The organism is Haemophilus parainfluenzae ATCC 33392 (assembly GCF_031191205.1).
In the GTDB taxonomy this organism is placed as follows: domain Bacteria; phylum Pseudomonadota; class Gammaproteobacteria; order Enterobacterales; family Pasteurellaceae; genus Haemophilus_D; species Haemophilus_D parainfluenzae.
The window spans coordinates 446,266-469,950 of sequence record NZ_CP133470.1 but is presented as its reverse complement, the minus strand read 5'-3'; the positions used below and the strand labels follow the sequence as shown (position 1 = coordinate 469,950).

The window sequence follows — 23,685 nt, the reverse complement described above, 5'->3', positions numbered from 1 at the left end:
TCCTTAAAAATCACTGTAATTTTTGACCGCGCTTTGCGTGAAGAGCTGTTTGTCTTCCCAACGCAATAGGGTCATTCGATTATTCCACACACATCCTGTATCCAAGGCATAGATACCTGGCGGAGTGGGCTCATCCACTAAACTTGCCCAATGCCCAAAGACAATTGGAATTTGTTTATAAAGTGGATTATCTAAATTAAACCAAGGCGTGAGCTCCGCTGGTGCATCTTTTAAAGGGGATTTACAGGCAAAATCAAAGCGATGGTCCAAATAACAAAAACGCATTCGGGTAAAAGCGTTAATAATATAACGATAGCGATCTAAGCCCTGCAAATCTGGCGACCAGCGATCAGGCTGTTCAGAATACATATTTTCAATGAGATAATGAAAATCGCCGTGCTGTAAAATCTGTTCAACTTCAGCCGCACAAGATTTCGCAGTTTCCAAATCCCAATCAGGCGAAATGCCTGCATGCGCCATCAGGAAGTTTAATTCATCATTATGGACAAGTAACGGCTGATGACGTAACCAATGAATCAGTTCATCAAAATCGGGTGCATTAAAAATGGCATCGACAAGATCACGAGGTTTTACTTTTTTAATCCCCAGTGCGGTCGCAATTAAATGTAATTCATGATTGCCGAGTACGGTTTGTGCTGCATTGCCAAGTGATTTTACAAAACGAAGACATTCAAGTGATTTATCTCCACGCGCCACAAGATCTCCCACAAGATAGAGTTTATCTTGCGTAGGATTGAAATCTACCCGTTCTAATAAAAGCTGTAATTCATCATAACAGCCTTGTAAATCACCGACGAAATAGGTTGCCATTTTTCTATAATGCTCCGGTTATGGTTATCAGGTTTTGGCAGTCTTTATGCTAAAGATTTGTCATAAATTCTAGCACAGATTTTTTGTGAGGATACTATTCATTTCACGATCTTAAAATAGTAAGATAGCCTGCAATTTAAGGCAAATATGATATTTTTCTATGTATTCTGTTAAACATAAAAATGTAGTGATTAGTATTTCAACGGCAGATAAACGTCGAAATCACATTATCGATCAATTCGGTCAGAAAAAAATTCCATTTGAATTTTTTGATGCATTCACACCTTCTGATCGACTTGATGTTCATTTACAGCGTTATCTTCCAAATGTTGAAGCTACATCAAAGCTCACGGCAGGAGAGAAGGGATGTTTGATGAGCCACTTTATGCTATGGAAAAAGTGTGTTGACGATAATTTAGCTTATATTTCTATTTTTGAGGATGATATTCTGCTTGGTGAGAATGCAGAAAAATTTCTTGCGAATGATGAATGGCTAAAAGTGCGGTTCAATTTTCAAGAGATTTTTGTTTTGCGTTTAGAAACATTTTTAATGCCTGTTCAGCTGGAAAAACAGCAACAAATTTTACCTTTCCAAGAACGAAACATAGATATTTTAAAATCAAAACACTTTGGTACAGCAGGTTATATTATTTCGAATGGGGCAGCGAAGTACCTCATAAATCTATTTGAAAAACTCGCCATAGAGGAAGTCAAAGCAATTGATGAGATCATGTTTAATGAACAGATTAATGTTGGTGCCTATCAAGTATATCAACTTAATCCTGCTATTTGTGTTCAAGAATTGCAATTAAATCAGGAGAATAGCTTATTGGTAAGTGATTTGCAGCAAGAGCGTAAAAAAAATACGGCAGTGCACACCAAGAAAACATTGAAACAGCGTTTAACTCGGATAAAAGAAAATATTATACGAGCGCTAAATAAAGAAAAATGGAAAGAACAACAACACCTGAAAGAAATGCAAGGTAAAGAAATTGTTCGTTTTATGTAGATAAGCTGATGAAATACGTTGTATAGGCTTAATCTCTTAAGCCTATTCGTAAAAACAATTGACACGTAAAGTCAAAGTGATGAGACGCTAAATATCAATGAAGTGGGTTGTTATTTTAGAAAATTAAAAGATGTGATAGACAAATTTATACTTAATTTCTCTAATGAGCCTTCTTACTTTTGTTCTAAAGTCAACAACATCAAAATCAGCCTTAAAACCAGGATAATTATTGCTAACTTCCTTAAATAGTGAATACCCTAAATTAGCTTTTAAGTGAGAACTTCGACTAGACCAAAACTTATCAGGTCCTGGATAATGGTAAATAACTGCAGGAAATTGAATTTCTCGTTCTTTTCGATATTTTATATAGCCAGATTCAGATGGCGTGAAGTTAAATCTTGTATTTATAAATTTAACATCGTCTTTGAAAATACCATTTAAGATATCCTGATCTTGATACTTTATAACATCCTTATATTTATTTAGCCAGGTCAGACTCACCTCTAGAACATTCAGTTCTTGCCATCTTCGCATATTGATAAGAAGCACACCAGCATTAAAATAATGATGATTTTCTAAGCCAATTTTAGTCTTGTAATCTGCTTGCTCAATTTCAATAAAGAAATCCTTACATGCGGCAAGTGAATACTGTTCGATATCAGTATTCCATAAATCATCTAATGAGCCATTTGTTAGCGTATCAACATCAATATAAAGTAACTTATCTACATCAGGGATATATTGAGTTATATTTAATCTGGCATAGGTTGCTAAAGAAATATAATTTATCGTAATAGGAAAGTTAGCAAACTCATCTTTATCCACGCCTATGAATTTGATACTTTTTCCATGATTGCAAACGATATTTTCTATAATTTCTTTATTGTTATTATCAATACCAAAATCCAAAATATAGAAACAAATTTCAGATTTCGAATTATTTTTTAATATACTTAATATGCTAACGGCTAAATATGGTGCATAGTTATTATCAGATGAAAACGCGACATTCATATTAGTCTTCCTTAACTGTATCGATTATTACCTTTCTAAGGTTTGTTTTGAAGTCAGCTATATTATGAATATTTTTGACATAAGCCATTCCAGCTTTAGCCTTTTCCTCTCTTATAGAATCATTTTTCATGAGTTTTTGAATTGCTTCTACATAAAGCTCAACTTTGTCAAAACCATCTCCTAATACATCACCAATATGGATGCCAAATTTAGAGGTTAAATCCTCAGGATTTCTGTTACTAACAAGAACGGTTCCATAAGAAAGTGCTTCTAAAAAAGAAATTGGGAGTGCTTCATGAATTGATGTGTTCACTAAGATTTTTGCATCTCGAATAAAATTATTTTTTTCTATACCATCAACATGCCCAACAAAATGTAAATTATTAATATTTAAATATTTATTTATAATTTTAGTGTTTTTATCAGACTCCCGAAAGGTTTGACCTAACACATAAAATTGATATTCAGGTAACTTTGATGCAATTTCACAGAAAAGCCAACCTCTTTTTACTGATTCAATACGGCCAAGAAAAATGATATTATTTTTCTTATTATGTTTATCAAAATCAAATTTATTATCTATTTCTATCGGATTAGGTAAATATTGGATACTAACATCATTATCTAGAGAATAAAGATCTTTTGCCTTTCTATTTAAAAAATACCCTTGTGAAATAAATTTCACTCGATTTTGTTTATACATAGAATGAACAAGATCATAAATATCTTGATTATAATAAGATGTTTCAGGAAAAAGTTTAACTGTATTAATTTCATCCCACTCGTAAGCTGGTCTTGGATCTTGAATCCACAGAATAAGTTTCTTATTTATATCTAACTCATGTTTTAGAACCCAATCGTAAGTTAATTCAATCGAGAGGTAAATATCGTAATTTTGCTTTTTAAGCCACAGTTTAGAAAATAGTTTTCTTTTAGGGAGCTTATAAACGTAAACATCATCAACTTTTATTTTTTCTGCAAAATAACGATTTTTATTGCTACGGCCCAATAATACATCAATCTGAATCAGATCATTGGGAATATACTTAGCAATAAGCCGGCGAGCCAGAAACCCATATCCACCATAAGCAGTTCCAGCACCGCCAAAAAACTCATCTATAATCAAACCAACTTTTATTTTTTTCATTATGAATCCTTAAGTTAATTAATATGTACTGGGAAATTTATAGCTCAGTTGATTCAAAAAGATTATTTTCATCATTTTCGGGTGGATTATCCGCCAACCAGTTTGCTAAGCGCGCATAATCTGCGATAGCCAAATTTTCTGCGCGTGCATTTAAATCAATACCAAGTGCGGTCAGATCTTCGGCTGAAAATAATGTTGAAAGCGCATTACGCAGTGTTTTACGACGTTGATTAAACGCTTGGGAGCAAACACGATTCAACCAATATAAATCTTTCACTGGGTGTGGCAATTCTTTATGCGGAATTAAACGAACAACAGCTGAATCTACTTTCGGTGCAGGTTTGAAGGCTGAAGGTGGCACTTCAAGTACAGGCATCACTTGGCAGAAATATTGCGCCATAATGGTTAAACGCCCGTAAGCTTTGCTATTTGGGCCTGCGCATAAGCGTTTTACCACTTCTTTTTGTAGCATGAAGTGCATGTCTTGAATCACATCGTGATACTTAAACAAGTGGAACATTAATGGCGTGGAGATGTTGTAAGGTAAGTTACCAAAAACACGTAATTTCTGGCCTTTTTCTGCTAAATTTTCTTTTGTATAAAGCTCACCAAAATCAAATTGCATCGCATCTGTTTCAATAACGGTCAGTCTTTGATGTAAAAATGGATGATGACGTAAACGTTCGGCAAGATCTCGGTCAAGCTCGACCACCGTAAGATGATCGACAAGCTCTCCAACAGGCTCCGTTAATGCACCAAGCCCTGGGCCAATTTCTACTAAGAATTGATTGGGTTGTGGGTGAATTGCCGACACGATCCCTTGAATGACGGAGGTATCATGTAAAAAGTTTTGTCCGAAGCGTTTACGGGCGGTATGACCTAAGTGTTTTTTTGAATTCATAAAAATAATCTAATAAATGATAAAGTTTGTGGCAGGTATCTTTTTAAATATCTAGCCATTCTGGTTTTATTTCTTTCGGGGAGATCTCATTAACATTATTGTGGTAATGAAGAATATGGCATGCATTCTTAGAATTAGGATGCCAATGCGTAAAATTTTCTTTGTCTTGTGAGTAAAAACAAATCATAGGTTTATTTAACCCCGAAGCAATATGAATCGTTGATGTATCAACCGAAATAAGCAGAGCACAATTTCTAATCAACTCAATTGTATGATAGATCGTTGTGTGAGGATTTGGATAAACAAATACATCATTAAATTGATTAGCGATTCTACTTAAATGCTCATAAGTATCAGGTGTTGCAAGTAAGATTAGCTGATGTTTATTCGAGTCTCTAATATATGTTAAATAATCTACAATGTGAGAGTCATCAAACTTTCTATTTTTGCCATTTCCATAGAAGTTAATTGTAATAAAGTTATTTAACTTGTTGTCCGTAATAAACTTAAGAATTTCTTCTTTAATTAAGTCATCTTGTGGAATGTCATAGCGATCATCACTTAGACTGATATTTGACTGAGCTAAAGCTTCTTTGTAAATTTCTGAAAAATGGCCGTCTTTAGTAATATTTATATTAAAAATATTATAATCTGCTTTTCTATAGCCGATATAACTACGGGCATTGAGTATTCTCAATAGCAACAAGTCTCGGTTTCTAAGTACAAGGGTTGGATCAATGACAACATCGTATCTTTCTTTTCTAATAAACAGTGCCGTCTTGATGTAGTCGAGAATGTTTCTTTTCTTTACAAGATAAATCTCATCAATGTTATGGTTTCTTTGAAACAGATAAGCGTTTTGTTTCGTGCAGATGACACCAATCTTTATCAAGGGGTTAAATTTCTTTATTTCCCGAAAAACAAAAGAACTCACGATATAGTCGCCAATTTTCCCATCTTGTCGCAAAAATAAGAAACTCTTAGGATGTTCTAAACTTTGGGGATTGTTGGATCTTGAGGATTTATCAAGTATCCATTTCCCCACTTTTAACCTTAGGGCTTTTAGCTTATTCATATCGATGCTCAATTTTGTCTATTTCTGAGTCACTGTTTAATCCTCTAAATATACATGGAGGTTCAATACCATAGGTATCAACGCGTGTTTTTTGGATTAATCCCGTTAGATAATCTGCAGGCAGTCTTATTGGATAAGCGTAATTAAGTAATTTTTTAGCACCTGATAGTGTAATTAAATAAGCGGTTGCATAGATAATGCATCTTCTTGAATTTTTTGAAGGTGCCTTGTAATGTGCAAGTCTATATCCTTCCACAATCCGTTTCTTAAAGAAATGGGATTTAACTTTTCCGTGATCAAAAAAGATCAACTCATGATTTTTATTAATTTTATTGAGCGTATCTTCAACAATTTCCTTAAAGTGCTGTGAAACGATCGCATCGTCTTCAAGAATAATGGCACTTTTAATATTGTTTTCTACCATGTACTCATAAACTTTAATATGACTTATTGCACAGCCAATTTCACCGAGCGTTAAGGGCTTAGGTGATAAATAGTGTTTCGGATAGAAATCATAATCGACAGATTCTAATACGGAAGCGGGCAGTTTTTTCCCATCTGTCGCATCAAAAAAACTAAAGTCTAACCCCAAACCAGAAAGGCGCTTAGCAATATTTTCTCTTCTTGTTGAATGTTTTAAACTAATTACAATTATTTTAGGTATAGCCATAAATAACCCTTGGGTTGAAGTTATTGTTTTACATACAGATTAACGAACATTATAGTAAAGTTTGCTTTAGCTTTTTAGTAGATAGGGTGCCACCTTGAGAAAGGTAATACCGCATAAGGCTACATCTTGGCCTCGTATGCTAAATTAAATTCTTTATCTAATCGACTTTAGTGGAACATTATAATCGAATTATTAAAAAAATAATGTGCATTTAAACAAAATACCATTTTAATCTTTCGTCTAACATTAAAAACGGCTATAATTCGCCCGTTTTTCATTTATAGCCGCAAAAAAGTGCGGTCAAAAATATCATAATTTTAGAGGATAAAATGGCAAAAGAAGATTGCATTGAAATGCAAGGCACAATTTTGGAAACCTTACCAAATACCATGTTCCGCGTTGAGTTAGAAAATGGTCACGTAGTGACTGCACATATTTCTGGCAAAATGCGTAAAAACTATATTCGTATCTTAACGGGTGATAAAGTAACTGTAGAAATGACACCTTATGACTTGAGCAAAGGTCGTATCATTTTCCGTAGCCGTTAATTTAGAAATAAAAGAAAAGCCGATATGTTGATATCGGCTTTTTTTGTTTGAAAAGCGTACAAATTATTTGAATTATTTGAAGTCTGGAAAAAAATCTGTATAATCAGCGCCCTTAGCCACGTTCATTTTTTCGTTCCTTGCCTTTGCAGATTGGTGGCTAATCTACGTCAAAGGCTGATTAACCCGTAAGGAGCAGTAATGCGTCACTACGAAATCGTGTTTATGGTTCATCCGGACCAAAGCGAGCAAGTACCAGGTATGATCGAACGTTACACAGGTTCTGTTAAAGAAGCTGGTGGTCAAGTTCATCGCCTAGAAGATTGGGGTCGTCGTCAATTAGCGTACCCAATTAATAAATTACACAAAGCACACTATGTGCTTATGAATGTAGAAGCGCCTCAACAAGTCATCGACGAGCTAGAAACGACTTTCCGTTATAACGATGCTGTATTACGCAGTCTTGTTATCCATACTAAGCACGCCGTAACCGAAGCGTCCCCAATGAAAGCGGCTAAAGAAGAACGTAAACCTTTAGCTGAAGTTGAAAACAACGATTTTGAGGATGCTGAAGAGTAATTCAAAACTTGATAATCGCTTCTCGTTAATCGGCACAGTGTGTCAATTACCCAAGCGAAGCAAAAGCCCTAACGGGATTGCGCATTGCCAATTTTGGCTGGAACATCGTTCCGAACAAGTTGAAAGTGGCTTATCACGCCAAGCGTGGTTAAAGATGCCAGTTCAAGTCAGTGGCAATCAGTTAATAGAAAAAACTCAAAGCATTACGGTCGGCAGTAAACTTCTTGTGGTGGGGTTTATTACTTCACATAAAACCTCAAATGGTTTAACGCAGTTAGTATTGCATGCCGAGCAAATCGAATTTATAGATTAGGAGACAGCCAAATGGCACGTTATTTCCGTCGTCGTAAGTTCTGCCGTTTCACAGCGGAAAATGTTGTTGAAATCGATTACAAAGATATCGCTACATTAAAGAACTACATTTCTGAAAGCGGCAAAATTGTACCAAGCCGCATTACCGGTACTCGTGCGAAGTACCAACGCCAATTAGCACGCGCAATCAAACGCGCTCGTTATTTAGCGTTATTACCTTACTCTGATTCTCATCACAATTAAGAAGGAGTTAGGAAATGCAAGTAATTCTTTTAGATAAAATCGTTCACCTAGGTAACGTAGGTGATCAAGTTAATGTTAAATCTGGTTTCGCTCGTAACTTCTTAATCCCACAAGGTAAAGCAGTTATGGCAACTAAAGCTAACATTGAACACTTTGAAACACGTCGTGCAGAGTTAGAAGCAGCGGCAGCAGCAAGTCTTGCAGCAGCTCAAGCTCGCGCAGCACAAGTGACTGCATTAGGTTCTGTAACTATCGCATCTAAAGCTGGTGATGAAGGTCGTTTATTCGGCGCAATCACTACTCGTGATGTAGCAGAAGCAGTAACTGCAGCTGGTGTTGAAATTGCGAAAAGCGAAGTTCGTTTACCAAACGGTCCAATCCGTACTCTTGGTGACCACGATGTTCGTTTCCAACTTCACGGCGAAGTATTTGCAACATTAGATGTTATCGTTGTTGCAGAATAATTATCAAAGTTTTTGATAAAAGAAAACCCGACGTAATGTCGGGTTTTTTGTTTTTCTGGATTAAGAAAATATTTGGGTTATTCTTCGAGAATAAAAAAGTGCGGTCATTTTTGACCGCACTTTTATTTCTTCACTTTAGTGTTTTTAAATTACAAACCTAATACAGCAAATAATACCCAGATTGTGTAAATCATGGCTAAGCCGTAAAAGATAAATCCGCCTGCTGGCACGTGGATTTTAAGATCGTGCATCGCATGATGGATACGGTGTAAACCACACCACATTGGGAAAATGGTTAAAACTAAGATAACTAATTTTCCGATCCAAGAATAAGCGAATGTAATTAGGTTATGTGGATCAATTAATCCGAATGGTAATAATAAACCAAGGATTAAGATCACAACAGGGAAGAAAATCGCGCTGACAGTTCCGCCAGCACCAAACATCAACCATACTGGTGGTTCACCAGAGCGTTTTGGATTTTGATCGACCATTTTTTCTCTCCCTACATATAAACTAAAATTAATGCGATAACACTAATCACAGCTGTCACTGCCCAAAGTGCATTTCTTAACACGTGATGTGGTAAACGTTCATTTTTAACAATGATGTTCATCACTTTTGGTGTCATCACGAAATAAGTTGCAGTGTGATATAAGGTCGCAATTAATGTGATGATATTTAAGAACACCACAATTGGATTTCTTAAGAAGCCAATGAAATCAACAATACCTAAGCCTGGTACAGGATTGCTTGCAAGGCAAAGTACACCATAAAGCAATACGATACAGAACCATACAGCAAAGATAGAAGTTGCTTCACGTACCATATAAGCTTTGTAGAAATCCAATTTTTGCCACCAAGTAGCCGTCATTGGGCGAACATATTTTTTGCGTTTACTTACTGTTACTGACATATTCTTCCCCTTAGCCTTTTGGTTTTAGCATTGAGATAACATAATCTTTGGCACTTTCCACTTTGCCTTGGTTGATTGCAGAAGCAGGATCCACGTGTTTTGGACACACTTCAGAACAATAACCTACGAAAGTACAGCTCCAAACACCGTTTTTACCATTTAATAATGGCATACGTTGTGCTTTACCATGGTCACGGTTATCAAGGTTGTAACGGTGTGCCATTGTAATTGCTGCAGGACCTAAGAATTCAGGGTTTAAACCAAATTGTGGACACGCCGCATAGCATAAACCACAGTTGATACACATTGAGAATTGACGATATTTTTCAAGTTGTGCCGGGGTTTGTTTAGTACGGCTTACTTGCAATTCTTTTGATGGATGTGGTTTACCATCTAATGCTGGTGCTTCGTTACCAATAATATAAGGTTTAATAGCCTCTAAACTTTCGATAAAGTGGCTTAAATCAACCACTAAGTCGCGTTCAATAGGGAAGTTTGCTAATGGTTCAATACGCATATGGCCGCTGTAATCACGTAAGAATGTTTTACAAGCCAATTTAGGTTTGTTATTCACCATCATCCCACAAGAACCGCAGATCGCCATACGGCAAGACCAGCGATAAGAAAGAGACGGTTCAAGTTTATCTTTAATGTAACCTAACGCATCTAAAAGAGAAGTTTGGTTATCATAAGGTACTTGATAAGAGCTTAAATGTGGCTCTTGATCATTTTCTGGGTTGTAGCGTAATACTTCTACAGTCATTACTGGTGAATTAGCCATTTGCTTGCTCCTTAGCTTTCGCAGCCGCTTCTGCCGCTTCTGCTTCAGCACCATAAACACGTTTTGCTGGTTGAGATTTAGTGATTTTCACCGGGCTGTATTCAATACGCGGTGCATCATCGCCATTGTAGTAAGCAAGGGTGTGTTTTAAATAATTCACATCATCACGTTCAGTATAGTCTAAGCGTTGGTGTGCACCACGAGACTCTTTACGTTCAATTGCAGAGTTGGCAATAGATTGTGCCACATCAAGGATGTAACCTAATTCTACAGTGTAAAGCACATCGGTATTGAATACGCTTGAACGGTCTGCAACACGAATACGTTTATAACGTTCTTTAAGCTCAGCAATTTTATCTACTGCTTTTTGCATGCTTTCTTGGTCACGGTAGATACCACAACCTTCTTCCATTACGGTACCCATTTCGTCACGAATTTCAGACCAAGATTCATTACCTTCTTGGTCATAAAGCGCTTTAAGGCGAGCGACAACATCTTGCGCTTGTGCATCAACTGCAGCACGATTTGTAGATTGAGCTTCTGCTGCACGTTGTGCGGCATATTCACCTGCAACACGGCCTAAAACCACTAATTCTGCAAGCGAGTTAGAACCTAAACGGTTTGCACCATGTAAACCAGAAGATGCACATTCACCCACAGCAAATAAACCTTTAATGCGAGTTTCGCTGTTGTAATCCACTTCAATACCACCCATGGTGTAGTGAACAACCGGGCGAACTGGGATTGGTTCATTAACTGGGTTTACACCTTCATAAGCACTGGCTAATTCACAAATGAATGGAAGACGCTCATGTAAATATTTTTCACCTAAGTGACGTAAGTCAAGGTGAACCACATCGACACCTTTTGCTGTTTTTAAGGTGTTGCCTTTTTTCCATTCTTGCCAGAATGCTTGTGAAACTTTATCACGTGGACCAAGTTCCATATATTTGTTTTCAGGTTTGCCGATTGGGGTTTCAGGGCCTAGACCATAATCTTGTAAATAACGGTAGCCGTTTTTATTCACTAAGATACCGCCTTCACCACGACAACCTTCAGTCATTAAGATACCGGTATTTGGTAAACCAGTTGGGTGGTATTGGACGAATTCCATATCACGAAGTGGAACACCATGACGATATGCCATTGATAAACCATCACCGGTTACGATACCGCCGTTGGTGTTAAATTTAAATGCACGACAGCCACCGCCAGTTGCAATCACAACAGCATTTGCGTTGATTTGAACAAGTGTACCTTCCATCATATTCATCGCAACCATACCACGAGCATGACCATCATCAACTAAGATGTCTAAAACGAAGTGCTCGTCAAAGCGTTGAATTTGTGGATATTGAATGGATGTTTGGAAAAGAGTATGTAATAAGTGGAAACCGGTTTTATCTGCTGCGAACCAAGTACGTTCGATTTTCATCCCACCGAAACGACGCACGTTTACATCGCCATCTGCTTTACGGCTCCAAGGGCAGCCCCAACGTTCAAGCTGAGTCATTTCCACTGGAGAATGTTCAACGAAGTATTCCACCACATCTTGTTCACATAACCAGTCACCACCGGCAACGGTATCGTGGAAGTGTTTATCGTAGGAATCTTCCTCTTTAATTACTGCGGCCGCACCACCTTCTGCTGCAACCGTATGGCTACGCATAGGATAAACCTTAGAAACTAATGCGATCTTTAAGTTAGGGTTTGCTTCTGCTGCTGCAATTGCGGCACGTAAACCGCCACCACCAGCGCCAACAATAGCAATATCGACATTAACCGTTTGCACGATATCCTCCAATCAATAGAAAGTAAAAAAATAAAACGCCCTAAATAAATAGGGGATATGTTGTCATTCTGCCACTTTTGTTCACAAATTAGTAACCTTTTTTCCCGAATAAACGGATAAAATATCAAAAGTGTGATCTAACTCAAAAAAGTTACTTTTTTATATATTTTTAGATGATAACCGTTTTCGTTTAAGAATGATTTAGTCGGATTATTGAGTTAAAAATTACTCTTGTTTACAATAGCCTAATTCATTTTAAAGGTGAAAACGGAGAAAAAAATGACCGCACTTAGCGATAAAAAAATAGAATGGCAACCTTCCGCATCAATTAAAAACTTATTGGCGCGTGCCAAAATCATTGCGGATATCCGCCAGTTTTTTACTGAACGTGGATTATTAGAAGTGGAAACCCCTGTTTTAAGTGAATTTGGCGTAACGGATCTGCACCTTTCCACCTTTAATACAGAATTTGTAGCCCCTTTTGATGAACTGTCGAAAACGCTCTGGCTTTCCACAAGTCCGGAATATCACATGAAGCGTTTACTGGCGGCAGGCAGTGGACCGATCTTTCAAATTGGTAAAGTATTCCGTAATGAAGAAGCGGGCAATCGCCATAATCCGGAATTTACTATGCTCGAATGGTATCGACCGCACTTTGATATGTACCGTCTGATGAATGAAGTGGATGATTTATTACAACAGATCCTCGATTGCAAACCTGCAGAAACCTTAAGTTATCAATTTGTCTTCCAAGAGTATGTAGGATTAGATCCATTATCAGCCACTCGTCAAGAATTGGTGGAAGTGGCACGTAAACATAACTTTATGGCAGATGAAGATGAAGATCGTGATACTTTATTACAATTTCTATTCAGTGAAGTGGTAGAACCTAAAATTGGTCAAGAGACGCCGGTTGCCGTTTATCATTTCCCTTCTTCCCAAGCGGCACTTGCGCAACTTAGTCCTGAAGATAGCCGAGTAGCAGAACGCTTTGAGTTCTATTATAAAGGATTAGAGCTAGCCAACGGTTTTCATGAGCTTACAGATGCTCGTGAACAACAACATCGTTTTGAGCAAGATAATCGCCTACGTGCAAGAGCTGGTTTGCCACAACGTGAAATTGATCATCGTTTTCTTGCTGCATTACAAGCGGGTATTCCGAATACGTCAGGCGTTGCTTTAGGTGTTGATCGTTTAATTATGATTGCATTAGGCGCTAAAAGCATTAAAGAGGTGATTTCATTTTCGGTGGAATGCGCTTAGTTTGCTCAAAAAATATCCTTTTTTGTTCAAAAAATGTGATCTCGATCGGATTTTAGAACATTGGTCTGGATCCTCCATTGACACTATAGGTTTATTTTGTAATATTTGCGACGTCTATTTCGGAGATTGAACTTTTTATGAAAAATTGCTTCAATCAAAAATCATCGGTAACAACCAAAAGGAATAACAATTATGAAAAAGACACTAGCAGCATTAATCGTTTCTGCAGTTGCCGCTTCAGCAGCAAACGCAGCAGTAGTTTATGATAACGAAGGTACTAAAGTTGATTTTAATGGTTCTCTTCGTTTAGTTTTAGAAAAAGCTAATAACGAAGGCTATAACAATAGCCACACTCACTCTGGCTTAAGAAATGCCGGTTCTCGTGTTGCGGTAAAAGTAACACATGATTTAGGTGATGATTTCTATGCACTAGGTCGTTTTGAGCTTCGTTTCGACGGTAAAAAATCTTCTCAAGATGGTTTTGGTGATGTTTACGTGAAACGTGCTTATGCAGGTTTAGGTAATAAACAATATGGTGAATTGACTTTTGGTCGTCAATTATTGATTGCTGATGACTTAAGTACAGCGGAAGATTATGAATACGGCATCCTAAATAAAGGTGATTATATTCCAACTGCTGCTAATTCAGCTATCCGCTACGACTACCGTGGTGTAAAAGATCTTCAATTAGGCGCAAGTTATCAATTTGCAGATAGTCGTAACTTAGGAAAAGCTGGCGATAATGAAGTTAAAGTTGGCGCAATTTCTAATGGTTACCAAGTTGGTGCTATCTATAACGGTAAATGGGATGATGTAAATGGTATTATCGCTAAGTTCGGTTATGGACGTACTACTTATAAAACAGATCTTTCATCAACTGCAGCGACCAAAAAACATCAAGATGGTTTGCTAGCTAGTTTAGGTTATGTATTTAATGATTTCATTGTTTCTGTAGATGGTGGTTATGCTAGAGAAAGACATAATCAAGGTGTTAATGATGTAAAACGTTACTTTGTATCTCCAGGCTTTATAGTTCCAGTAATTGCAGATAAAAGTAAAGTTTATGGTAACTATAAATACGAACAAGAGAAACAAGGTTCTGAGAAATCTAAAACCCATGGTTTCTTGTTAGGTGTTGATTATAAGCTTCATAAACAAGTTGTTCTTTTCCTTGAAGGTAAATACGTAGTAACTAAAGATTACAATAATGGTACTTATGTAGCAGATAGCAAACAAAAAGACAAAGCTATTGGTGTAGGTATGCGTGTATACTTCTAATCTTTGATTAGAAAGAAATCTTAAAAGGCGAATCGAAAGGTTCGCCTTTTTATTTATCTTTTTAAATCTCCCCAAACCCTCTTTACAAAAGAGGGGCTTTTTTATGAGTTACTTTTAATATTTTAGGGAGTATTTGAGAGAGCTAAGAACGGAAAGCATTTATTTGCCAATAAAATACCCCCCCCTCTTTCGCAAAGAGGGGGCTAGGGGGAGATTAACTACTTCAACTTATCCAAAATCAGTTCTCCCATCATTTCAATATGTGCTTTTTCTGCATTTAATGCAGGGATGTAGTGATAAGACACACCACCATGATTTAAGAATGTTTCTTTATTTTCAACCTCTATTTCTTCTAAGGTTTCTAAGCAATCCACCGAAAAGCCCGGGCAGATCACAGCTATTTTCTGAATGCCTTGAGAAGCCGCTTCCTCTAAAAAGTGATCGGTATAAGGTTGTAACCATTCTTCACGCCCAAAGCGAGATTGGAATGTCATATTCCATTGGTTTTCTGTTAAGCCAAGTTTATCCACAATCGCAATCGTGGTTTGTTTACAGTGCTGACGATAATAATCACCCATATTCTCATAACGCAGCGGAATGCCGTGATAAGAGAAAAGCAAAAACTCATCTGGTTTTAACCGCACTTTGATTGAATCCACTAAGGCATTGATGTAGTTTTCATTAAGATGATAGGAATGAATAAACTCAAAAGGCACAATATTACGTTCTTGCGCAATGGCACGATTGAACGCATCGATTAATGCGCCTGTTGTTGTGCTGGAATATTGCGGATAAAGTGGCAACACAATCATGCGTTCTACGTCATTTTTAAGTAAATTTTTGACCGCACTTTGCATCGAAGGATTGCCGTAAGTCATAGCTATTTCGACCTGAGCATTGATGCCTTTTTCATTTAAATAAGCTTGTAAACCGGCTTGTTGTTGCTTTGTAATCGCAAGTAGGGGAGAGCCTTGTTCTGTCCAAATAGATTGATAATTTTGTGCAATGCGTTTAGAGCGCATCGGTAAAATAATGGCTTTTAAAAGGGGATACCATTTCCAACGAGGTAAATCCACCACGCGAGGATCCATTAAAAATGCCGCTAAATAACGGGAGATCGCAGAGGGTTGCGGGGCATCAGGCGTACCAAGGTTTGCTAAAATGATGCCAATTTTTTGAGTTATAGTCATAAATGTTTGATAGAAAGCGTTAATCGAGAAACGCAGCAGAGTTTATCTTGTTCATCACGAATGTCAATTTGCCAGACGTGGATATTTTTACTTAAACTGATAGGCATTGCCTTAGCGATCACAACGCCTTGTTTTACTGGGCGAAGGTGATTGGCGTTGATATCTAATCCTAAGGCAGATTGACCTTCTTCTATACAGAGAAATCCCGCTAATGAACCAATAGTTTCAGCCAAAGCAACAGACACACCACCATGTAATAAGCCAAAAGGTTGAGTAGTGCGATGATCAACGGGCATTTTTGCTTCAATCCAGTTTTCTCCATAAGCCGAAATCTCAATCCCCAAATGCCCAACGGCACAATGTTTTCCCATTTCATTGAGCTGCTTAAGTGTGAATGCTTTTTTCCAGATTGCCATATCGGTTTTTCCTTTGGTAAGCTGATTAGTTTTTAAGATGATTTATGCTTGTTTTTTGCTGGAGGTAAGCTGGCATTATAACGAAAATCTACTTTGTATGTTGATATTTATGCTGAAAATGAGGATCTTTCTTTTCATATAGACAATCCCAATTAAATCAATTTATAGCTTTCTTCTTTAGTTTTAGGCAAAATAGGAGAAAATTCTAGTAAGTAAAAAAGGATCATTACAATGACTAAACATTATGATTATATTGCTATCGGTGGTGGTTCCGGCGGGATAGCCTCAATTAACCGTGCGGCAAGCTACGGCAAAAAATGTGCGATTATTGAAGCAAAACATCTCGGTGGTACTTGTGTAAATGTGGGTTGTGTACCGAAAAAAGTGATGTTTTATGGTGCTCAAATTGCAGAAGCGATTAATAGTTATGCGCCGGCTTATGGTTTTGATGTAGAAGTGAAAAAGTTTGATTACGCGAAATTAGTCGAAAGTCGTCAAGCTTACATCGGTCGTATTCATACCTCTTACAATAATGTATTAGCGAAAAATAATGTGGATGTGCTTAATGGTTTTGCACGTTTTAAAGATACGAAAACGATTGAAGTGAGCTATGCAGATGGTTCAACAGAATTAGTGACTGCAGATCATATCTTAATTGCTACGGGTGGTCGTCCAAGTATTCCAGCGGTAAAAGGCGCAGAATACGGGATTGATTCAAATGGTGTGTTTGCTTTAAATGAGTTACCAAAACGTGTCGCAGTAGTAGGCGCAGGGTATATTGCTGTTGAATTAGCGGGTGTTTTAAATAGCTTAGGCAGCGAAACACATTTGTTTGTACGCCAACATGCCCCATTGCGTAATCAAGATCCATTGATTGTCGAGACTTTAGTTGAAGTGTTAGCACAAGATGGTATCCAACTGCACACCAAAGCGTTGCCTGAAGAAGTAGTGAAAAATACGGATGGTTCACTTACCTTGAAATTACAAGATGGCCGTAAAACCACAGTGGATACGTTAATTTGGGCAATCGGTCGTGAACCAGCAACGGATGTGATTAATCTTGAAGTAACCGGTGTGAAAACCAATTCACGCGGACAAATTATTGTCGATAAATATCAAAATACAAACGTACCTGGCATTTATGCTGTGGGTGATATTATCGAAGGTGGTATTGAATTAACACCAGTTGCCGTGGCGGCAGGTCGTCGTTTATCCGAGCGTTTATTCAATAACAAACCGAATGAGCATTTAGATTACAATCTTGTGCCAACTGTCGTGTTTAGCCATCCGCCAATTGGTACAGTCGGTTTAACTGAACCACAAGCGATTGAGCAATATGGTGAAGAAAATGTGAAAGTGTATAAGTCCTCTTTCACGGCAATGTATACCGCTGTCACTGAACATCGCCAGCCTTGCCGGATGAAATTAGTGTGCGTTGGCAAAGAAGAGAAAATCGTGGGCTTACACGGCATTGGTTTTGGTGTGGATGAAATGATTCAAGGTTTTGCTGTGGCAATCAAAATGGGTGCAACCAAAGCAGACTTTGATAATACAGTGGCGATTCACCCAACAGGTTCAGAAGAATTTGTCACAATGCGTTAATTGTAGATAAAAAAGTGCGGTCAAAATCTCTGATGTTTTTGACCGCACTTTTTATTTTGATTTGTTATCAGGCTGCTGCACGATTGCCTAATGTACCGTCATCTTCCATTTCTTTTGCCACGCCTACTACCTCAGCAATTTTATCCCCTTCTTTGAAGAAGACGAAACCACCATGTTCCATTTTGACCCAAGGCTCATCTTTGGTGAGAGGGAACGTCGTAATGATGGTGACTTTGTCGCCATCTTTTGCATAATCATTAAAATCAATGACACCATCATCATCAATGCGGTGAGCTTTACCAAAAGGAGCTTTACGTGTTAAGTAATGCAAATTGGTTGAGCAGTGGGCAATCATCCATTCTCCGTTTGAAAGAATGAAGTTAAAGGTCCCTTTTTGTGAGAGCTCTTTGGTAATGTCTTGAATGGCTTCAAAAATTTCTATTTCAGACGGTTTACGACGGAAACGATTTTTCAAATATTCCGCCATATAACAAAATGCCGCTTCTGAATCCGTTGAACCAATGGGTTGGCAGAAACTCTCAGACATATCCGGTAATTCTTTTAAATTACCGTTGTGAGCAAACACCCAATTTTGTCCCCAAATTTCACGAATAAAGGGATGGGTATTTTCAATGGTGACACCGCCTTGTGTTGCCTTGCGAATGTGGGCAATCACATTGAGCGATTTAATGTTGTATTGTTTTACACAATCTGCAATCGGGGATTGAGATGCAGCGTGGTTATCGCGAAAAATACGCACACCACGACCTTCAAAAAAAGCGATACCGAAGCCATCTGAATGGCAGTCGGTAAGACCAGCACGACGACGGAAACCTTCAAAAGAAAAGACAATATCCGTCGGCGTATTGCAGTTCATTCCGAGTAATTGGCACATAAATTCCTACAGCTTATTTTTATATTTTTTATAACCTTATAATGTGTGCAGATTTAACACCATAATGCGTTGAAATTCAAGATGGATAACAAAGGATTTTTAGAAGAAAATGTTACATAAAATAACCTGAGAATCTTTCTGATTTGAAGGCTAGGGATGAGTACTTTATCAATTCAATAAAAAAGGCGTGTTTATTACGCCTTTTGTTATATTTTTTAAAATTATGCTTTAATTTCTGAGCGGCTTTTTAACAAAAAGAGTGCGACTGTTGAGATTAACATCACAAAGCCCACGCCCACATATAAACTCTGTTTGTCCCAGCCCATATCTAATAATTGGCCGGCAATCGTTGGAGCAAGAATTGCACCAATACGACCGATACCAATCGACCAGCCTACACCGGTGCTACGAATATCGGCATCATAAGCAAGTGGGTTTAAGGTATAAAGACCGCTGATACAGCCATTCATAAGTGCTCCAACTAAAATACCGAATACCATTGCAATCCATAAAACAGATGAGGATAAGATAAAGGTGATGATCGCTGCGGAAGATAAGACGGTGAATAAAATTAACACGCCACGAGCTGTCCAACGGCTAGCCAGTAAGCCATAGATTAAGGCGCCGCAGGTGCCACCTAATGAAATCATCATCCCTACACTCACACTTTGCTCTGTCGTCATGCCCGCTTCTTTTAATAAGGCTGGTGTCCATGAGCTAATAAAATAGAAGCTGAACATGATCGCAAAGAAAGCCGTCCAAATTAACAGGGTAGAATGTAAGTATTTCTCGCTGAATAATTGGCTAATAGGCAATTTAGTTTTAACTTTTTCCGCTTTTTCTGGAAGTTTCCAATCACCGGCTAAACTAATTTTTTTTGCAATTAAATTTAACCGCACTTCTGCATTTTTAGGTTGTTTGGAGGTGAGGAAATCAATGGATTCCGGTAACCAAATAAATAAAACCACTAAAAGTAAACCGGTCAAGATAGCACCCGCTAAAAACACGGAACGCCAGCCATATTCACCTTGCAGCATCACAGCGAACATCCCACCTAATACCGCACCGATACCAAAACCAGCAGCATAGACACTGATTGCAAAGCTACGCCATTTGCGAGAAGAGTATTCGCTGGTGATCACGTTTGTACCCACTAAAATACCGCCAACACCAAGACCGGTGATAACGCGCCAGAAACCGAGCCACTGATATTGTGAAATAAACGCAGAGCCTAACATACCGATAGCAGAGAGTGATACTGCCATTAATAACAATGGGCGACGACCAATTTTATCTGCAAGTGGTGCAAGGAAAAGTGAGCCTGCGGTCATACCAAATAAGCCGGCACTTAATAAATAACCTAACTCAATCCCAGTGAGACCAAATTCGCCACGAATGGCTGTTGCCGTGAAGGCAAGGGCTAATACATCGAAGCCGTCAAGTAAATTCATAATGGCAGCCATCACCACAATCATCCATTGATAAGCCCCCATTGGGCTTTGTTCTATTTTGGCTCTAAGAGAAAGTGTTTCGGTCATTTTATTTCCTTAAGTTAAGCAAACTGACGAGAGTCTGCGAGTGATTGAAGTTTACGTAAGATCATGCTCAGTACCACACCATAAGCAGGTACAAACAAGACAATACCGACAAATAATTTAAATAAGTAATCGACGAATCCAAGGCTAAACCAATGTTCGGCCATAAATGGATCGCTACTTTTATAAAATGCTACGCCAAAGAACATAAAGGTATCGGCAAGAGAACCAAATGTCATGGAACTGCTTGGTGCTATCCACCAAGTTTTTAATTGACGTAAGCGGTTGAATACTAACACATCTAATAATTGTCCGAAAACATAAGCACAGAAACTGGCGAACGCAATACGAAAAACAAACATATTGAATTCACTTAATGCACTTAAACCTTGATATTGTCCATCAGAAAAAACAACAGAAACAATGTAACTCACGATAAGTGCGGGGAGCATCACAATAAAAATGATCCAACGGGCTTCTTTTGCCCCAAATACACGTACTGTTAAATCAGTGGCTAAGAAAATGAATGGGAAGGTGAGCGTGCCCCATGTGCTGTGGAAGGAAAAATCATCAGCAAAACCAAGTGCGGTCAATTTTAAATTGATTTCAAATGGGATTTGAACGAAATAGTTACTGGCTGTGATGATGAAGATGTGAAATAAGCTTAATAAAATTAAAGCAAAACGTTTTTGTTGATCATTGAAGATCGGAGTATTAATTTTCATTTTAAGACCTTTTTAGTTGGTTAATCGGGGGTAGGGAACCCGACATGAGAAATAAATCCGCCAAATTGGCGAACCGTGAATAATACTCGAATTTATTGGGATTGCAAGAAAGTGCGGTCAAAATTTAGGTATTTTGTTCATTTAATTTGAATAATAATGATAAGAATTGTTGTTTACACTCAAATTATATTGTACTAGAATTCTCGGGTATTATTTATTTCACATATGCCAGGAGAGCATTCAATGTATAAAGGCAATCATTTAAAAACAACATCATTCTTCGCATTAAGCACATTAACCATCGCGCTTTTTTCAAGCTATTCTTATGGCGAAGAGAAACTAGATGAAATTAAAGTTACAGCAGAAAATCAGGTAAAACAATCACTTGGTTCTTCTCTTGTGACAGCAAAAGATTTAGAAAAACGCCCAGCGACAAATGATGTTTCTGAAGTATTACGTACCATGCCAGGTGTGAATTTGACGGGTAACTCATCTACAGGACAACGCGGAAATAAACGTCAAATTGATATTCGTGGTATGGGACCAGAAAATACATTGATTTTAGTGGATGGTAAACCAGTCACCTCTCGTAATGCAGAACGTTATGGTGTGCGTGGTGAACGTAACTCTCGTGGCGACAGTAACTGGGTGCCAGTTGAAGCGATTGAAAAAATTGAAGTATTGCGTGGTCCTTCAGCGGCACGCTATGGCTCAGGTGCAATGGGTGGGGTGGTTAATATTATCACTAAACCTGTTACCAATGATTTGCACGGTAGCTTAAGCTATTACACCAATCAACCAGAAGACAGCGATGAAGGTGCAACGAACCGTGTCGGTTTTAATCTAAGTGGTGCGTTAATTAAAGATGTATTGCAATTCCGTTTATATGGTAACTGGAACAAAACACAAGCGGATGAAGTCGGTATTAATGGCGATCCTGCGATTGCTGGTCGTGAAGGCGTACGTAATAAAGATATTAATGGCCGTTTAGTGTGGAATATCAATGAGAAAAATAAATTAACCTTGGATTCTGGTTTCAGCCGTCAAGGTAATATTTATAACGGTGATACACAAAATAGCTCAGCAGGGCTTTATAATAATAAAAACTATCCTGAAACCAAAACCTTGGCAGGAAGCAAAGCTGAAACCGCTCGTTTATATCGTCAGAACTATGCTTTAACCTATGAAGGTAAATTCGATCATTTCGACAATAAAACCTATATTACTTTTGATAAAACTAAAAACAGCCGTTTACCAGAATATTTAGCAGGTGGCCCAGAAGGCAGTTATTCGAGTACATCAGCCTTTAGCGATTCTATTCTTAAAAATACGCGCTTTAGTTCTGAATTCTATATCCCATTTACCTTGGGTGTAGAGCATATGCTGACAGTTGGTTTTGAAGGCGTACACAGCAGTTTAGATGATGCTTCTTCTATGACACAGTTACTCGGCGGAAGACGTGTTGGCAATAAAGTAGTTTATGATTTGAAAGAACGTTTACCAAGTGGTATTTCAAATGTACGAGGTGGTCATAGCAGTCAAACTGAATGGGCAGTATTTGTTGAAGATAATATTTCAGCAACCCAATCTACCATCCTAACGCCATCTTTACGTTATGATTACAACACCTATTCAGGTTCTAATGTAAGTGGTGGATTAAACTTCTTACAAAGTCTCAACGATGATTGGAAAATTAAAGGTGGGATTGCAAGAGCTTATAAAGCACCGAATCTTTATCAAACTAACCCGAATTACTTGTTGTTTACTTTAGGTCAAGGCTGTCCAACGAATGTACCGAATAATAAAACCTGTTATTTCCAAGGTAATAGCGACATTAAACCAGAAACCAGTTGGAATAAAGAAATCGGAATTGAATATGATAAAGACGGACTTCTAGCTTCTGTAGCTTACTTCCGTAATGACTATCGTAACAAAATCGTGTCTGATGGTGAATTTATTGGTTTAACTAACCTAGGTAACTATTTGTATAAATGGGGTAATGCAAACCGCGCAGTGATTGAAGGTTTTGAAGGTAATCTGACATTACCATTAATCCAAGATAAATTAAACTGGGTGAATAACTTCACTTATATGCATAAAACCAAAAATAAAGATACAGGTAACCCGCTTTCTATCGTGCCAAAATATACCTTGAATTCAAGCTTAAGTTATCAAATTACAGATAGCTTGGATGCAATGTTAACTTATACGCAATACGGTAAACAAAAATCCCGTAAAAATCCGGAAAATCGTATGGAAAATGGTAACAATAAATACGTTAATCAGCTTGCTGGCTCAGAAGATATTGGTAGCTATGCAGTTTGGGGATTAAGCGCAGGTTACAATTGGAAAGACACAATCAGTATTCGTGTCGGTGTAAGTAACTTATTTGATAAACGCATTTATCGTTCATCAAGCAGTACAAATTACAATGCTCATACTTATAACGAACCTGGTCGTGCTTATTACGTAACAGTAAAATATACTTTCTAAGTAAGATAT

General features: G+C 37.8%; 25 protein-coding genes. 10 read left to right on the top strand and 15 right to left on the bottom strand.

Features of this window, described 5'->3' with window-relative positions; translation table 11 throughout:
* Positions 1 to 3: 3 nt before the first annotated feature.
* Positions 4 to 831 (bottom strand): bis(5'-nucleosyl)-tetraphosphatase (symmetrical) ApaH, encoded by an 828-nt coding sequence (gene apaH / locus RDV53_RS02275; RefSeq protein ID WP_005696874.1) that lies wholly within the window; start codon positions 829 to 831, stop codon positions 4 to 6.
* 160 nt (positions 832 to 991) lie between these two features.
* Between apaH and RDV53_RS02270 the strand changes: the two genes are divergently transcribed.
* Positions 992 to 1,840 (top strand): glycosyltransferase family 25 protein, encoded by an 849-nt coding sequence (locus RDV53_RS02270; protein WP_005696873.1) that lies wholly within the window; start codon positions 992 to 994, stop codon positions 1,838 to 1,840.
* A gap of 123 nt (positions 1,841 to 1,963) precedes the next feature.
* Here RDV53_RS02270 and RDV53_RS02265 read toward each other — a convergent pair whose 3' ends face one another.
* From RDV53_RS02265 to RDV53_RS02245, 5 genes are read right to left on the bottom strand one after another with little or no spacing between them, the layout of a single operon-like run.
* The gene (locus RDV53_RS02265) at positions 1,964 to 2,854 is read right to left on the bottom strand and encodes a glycosyltransferase family 8 protein (RefSeq protein ID WP_005696872.1); all 891 of its coding nucleotides are present in this window, start codon (positions 2,852 to 2,854) and stop codon (positions 1,964 to 1,966) included.
* Between the two features lies 1 nt (position 2,855).
* Positions 2,856 to 4,001 carry a glycosyltransferase family 4 protein gene (locus RDV53_RS02260; RefSeq protein ID WP_005696871.1) on the bottom strand — a complete coding sequence of 382 codons (1,146 nt, stop codon included), beginning with the start codon at positions 3,999 to 4,001 and terminating at the stop codon, positions 2,856 to 2,858.
* A gap of 37 nt (positions 4,002 to 4,038) precedes the next feature.
* Positions 4,039 to 4,902 carry a 16S rRNA (adenine(1518)-N(6)/adenine(1519)-N(6))-dimethyltransferase RsmA gene (gene rsmA, locus RDV53_RS02255; RefSeq protein ID WP_005696870.1) on the bottom strand — a complete coding sequence of 288 codons (864 nt, stop codon included), beginning with the start codon at positions 4,900 to 4,902 and terminating at the stop codon, positions 4,039 to 4,041.
* A 43-nt stretch (positions 4,903 to 4,945) separates the two neighbouring features.
* On the bottom strand, positions 4,946 to 5,977 hold the full coding sequence (locus tag RDV53_RS02250; protein WP_005696869.1) for a glycosyltransferase family 9 protein: 1,032 nt from the start codon (positions 5,975 to 5,977) through the stop codon (positions 4,946 to 4,948).
* Positions 5,970 to 6,647, bottom strand: a complete 678-nt coding sequence (locus RDV53_RS02245) for a glycosyltransferase family 25 protein (RefSeq protein WP_005696868.1) — start codon at positions 6,645 to 6,647, stop codon at positions 5,970 to 5,972. Before RDV53_RS02245 ends, RDV53_RS02250 begins: the two co-directional genes overlap by 8 nt.
* Before the next feature lie 329 nt (positions 6,648 to 6,976).
* Here RDV53_RS02245 and infA point away from each other — a divergent pair, with 329 nt between their 5' ends.
* The 5 genes from infA (at position 6,977) to rplI (ending at position 8,790) form a co-directional block, all read left to right on the top strand.
* Positions 6,977 to 7,195, top strand: coding sequence for a translation initiation factor IF-1 (infA, locus tag RDV53_RS02240; protein ID WP_005627617.1), 219 nt, complete (start codon positions 6,977 to 6,979; stop codon positions 7,193 to 7,195).
* A gap of 198 nt (positions 7,196 to 7,393) precedes the next feature.
* Positions 7,394 to 7,771 (top strand): 30S ribosomal protein S6, encoded by a 378-nt coding sequence (gene rpsF / locus RDV53_RS02235; protein WP_005627620.1) that lies wholly within the window; start codon positions 7,394 to 7,396, stop codon positions 7,769 to 7,771.
* Positions 7,758 to 8,084 carry a primosomal replication protein N gene (gene priB / locus RDV53_RS02230; RefSeq protein WP_005627623.1) on the top strand — a complete coding sequence of 109 codons (327 nt, stop codon included), beginning with the start codon at positions 7,758 to 7,760 and terminating at the stop codon, positions 8,082 to 8,084. Before rpsF ends, priB begins: the two co-directional genes overlap by 14 nt.
* A gap of 11 nt (positions 8,085 to 8,095) precedes the next feature.
* Positions 8,096 to 8,326 carry a 30S ribosomal protein S18 gene (gene rpsR / locus RDV53_RS02225; RefSeq protein WP_005696867.1) on the top strand — a complete coding sequence of 77 codons (231 nt, stop codon included), beginning with the start codon at positions 8,096 to 8,098 and terminating at the stop codon, positions 8,324 to 8,326.
* A gap of 14 nt (positions 8,327 to 8,340) precedes the next feature.
* Positions 8,341 to 8,790 (top strand): 50S ribosomal protein L9, encoded by a 450-nt coding sequence (rplI, locus tag RDV53_RS02220; RefSeq protein ID WP_005696866.1) that lies wholly within the window; start codon positions 8,341 to 8,343, stop codon positions 8,788 to 8,790.
* Positions 8,791 to 8,939: 149 nt separating this feature from the next.
* Here the strand turns inward: rplI and frdD are convergent, their stop codons facing one another.
* From frdD to frdA, 4 genes are read right to left on the bottom strand one after another with little or no spacing between them, the layout of a single operon-like run.
* Positions 8,940 to 9,284, bottom strand: coding sequence for a fumarate reductase subunit FrdD (frdD, locus tag RDV53_RS02215; protein WP_005696863.1), 345 nt, complete (start codon positions 9,282 to 9,284; stop codon positions 8,940 to 8,942).
* 11 nt (positions 9,285 to 9,295) lie between these two features.
* Positions 9,296 to 9,706, bottom strand: coding sequence for a fumarate reductase subunit FrdC (gene frdC, locus RDV53_RS02210; RefSeq protein WP_005696862.1), 411 nt, complete (start codon positions 9,704 to 9,706; stop codon positions 9,296 to 9,298).
* 10 nt (positions 9,707 to 9,716) lie between these two features.
* The gene (locus RDV53_RS02205) at positions 9,717 to 10,487 is read right to left on the bottom strand and encodes a succinate dehydrogenase/fumarate reductase iron-sulfur subunit (protein ID WP_005696861.1); all 771 of its coding nucleotides are present in this window, start codon (positions 10,485 to 10,487) and stop codon (positions 9,717 to 9,719) included.
* Positions 10,480 to 12,279, bottom strand: a complete 1,800-nt coding sequence (gene frdA, locus RDV53_RS02200) for a fumarate reductase (quinol) flavoprotein subunit (protein ID WP_032822607.1) — start codon at positions 12,277 to 12,279, stop codon at positions 10,480 to 10,482. The genes RDV53_RS02205 and frdA overlap by 8 nt, the downstream gene beginning before the upstream one ends.
* 279 nt (positions 12,280 to 12,558) lie before the next feature.
* On the opposite strand from frdA, the gene epmA reads away from it, so the two are divergent.
* Together epmA and RDV53_RS02190 are read left to right on the top strand one after the other, a co-directional pair.
* Complete coding sequence (gene epmA, locus RDV53_RS02195; RefSeq protein WP_032822609.1) at positions 12,559 to 13,542, top strand: elongation factor P--(R)-beta-lysine ligase; 984 nt, start codon at positions 12,559 to 12,561, stop codon at positions 13,540 to 13,542.
* 192 nt (positions 13,543 to 13,734) lie between these two features.
* On the top strand, positions 13,735 to 14,820 hold the full coding sequence (locus RDV53_RS02190; RefSeq protein WP_005696858.1) for a porin: 1,086 nt from the start codon (positions 13,735 to 13,737) through the stop codon (positions 14,818 to 14,820).
* 218 nt (positions 14,821 to 15,038) lie between these two features.
* Here the strand turns inward: RDV53_RS02190 and hemH are convergent, their stop codons facing one another.
* On the bottom strand, positions 15,039 to 16,010 hold the full coding sequence (gene hemH, locus RDV53_RS02185) for a ferrochelatase (protein WP_005696857.1): 972 nt from the start codon (positions 16,008 to 16,010) through the stop codon (positions 15,039 to 15,041).
* Positions 16,007 to 16,426 (bottom strand): hotdog fold thioesterase, encoded by a 420-nt coding sequence (locus tag RDV53_RS02180; RefSeq protein ID WP_005696856.1) that lies wholly within the window; start codon positions 16,424 to 16,426, stop codon positions 16,007 to 16,009. The genes hemH and RDV53_RS02180 overlap by 4 nt, the downstream gene beginning before the upstream one ends.
* Before the next feature lie 231 nt (positions 16,427 to 16,657).
* On the opposite strand from RDV53_RS02180, the gene gorA reads away from it, so the two are divergent.
* Complete coding sequence (gene gorA, locus RDV53_RS02175) at positions 16,658 to 18,028, top strand: glutathione-disulfide reductase (RefSeq protein ID WP_005696855.1); 1,371 nt, start codon at positions 16,658 to 16,660, stop codon at positions 18,026 to 18,028.
* Positions 18,029 to 18,095: 67 nt separating this feature from the next.
* On the opposite strand, the gene RDV53_RS02170 is transcribed toward gorA, so the two are convergent.
* The 3 genes from RDV53_RS02170 to RDV53_RS02160 form a co-directional block, all read right to left on the bottom strand.
* The gene (locus RDV53_RS02170) at positions 18,096 to 18,923 is read right to left on the bottom strand and encodes a class II glutamine amidotransferase (RefSeq protein WP_005696854.1); all 828 of its coding nucleotides are present in this window, start codon (positions 18,921 to 18,923) and stop codon (positions 18,096 to 18,098) included.
* A 221-nt stretch (positions 18,924 to 19,144) separates the two neighbouring features.
* Positions 19,145 to 20,461 carry an MFS transporter gene (locus RDV53_RS02165; protein ID WP_005696852.1) on the bottom strand — a complete coding sequence of 439 codons (1,317 nt, stop codon included), beginning with the start codon at positions 20,459 to 20,461 and terminating at the stop codon, positions 19,145 to 19,147.
* Positions 20,462 to 20,475: 14 nt separating this feature from the next.
* Complete coding sequence (locus tag RDV53_RS02160; protein WP_005696851.1) at positions 20,476 to 21,183, bottom strand: 7-cyano-7-deazaguanine/7-aminomethyl-7-deazaguanine transporter; 708 nt, start codon at positions 21,181 to 21,183, stop codon at positions 20,476 to 20,478.
* A 243-nt stretch (positions 21,184 to 21,426) separates the two neighbouring features.
* Here RDV53_RS02160 and RDV53_RS02155 point away from each other — a divergent pair, with 243 nt between their 5' ends.
* Positions 21,427 to 23,676: a FepA family TonB-dependent siderophore receptor gene (locus tag RDV53_RS02155; RefSeq protein WP_032822611.1), complete on the top strand. Its 2,250-nt coding sequence runs from the start codon at positions 21,427 to 21,429 to the stop codon at positions 23,674 to 23,676.
* Positions 23,677 to 23,685 lie beyond the last annotated feature (9 nt).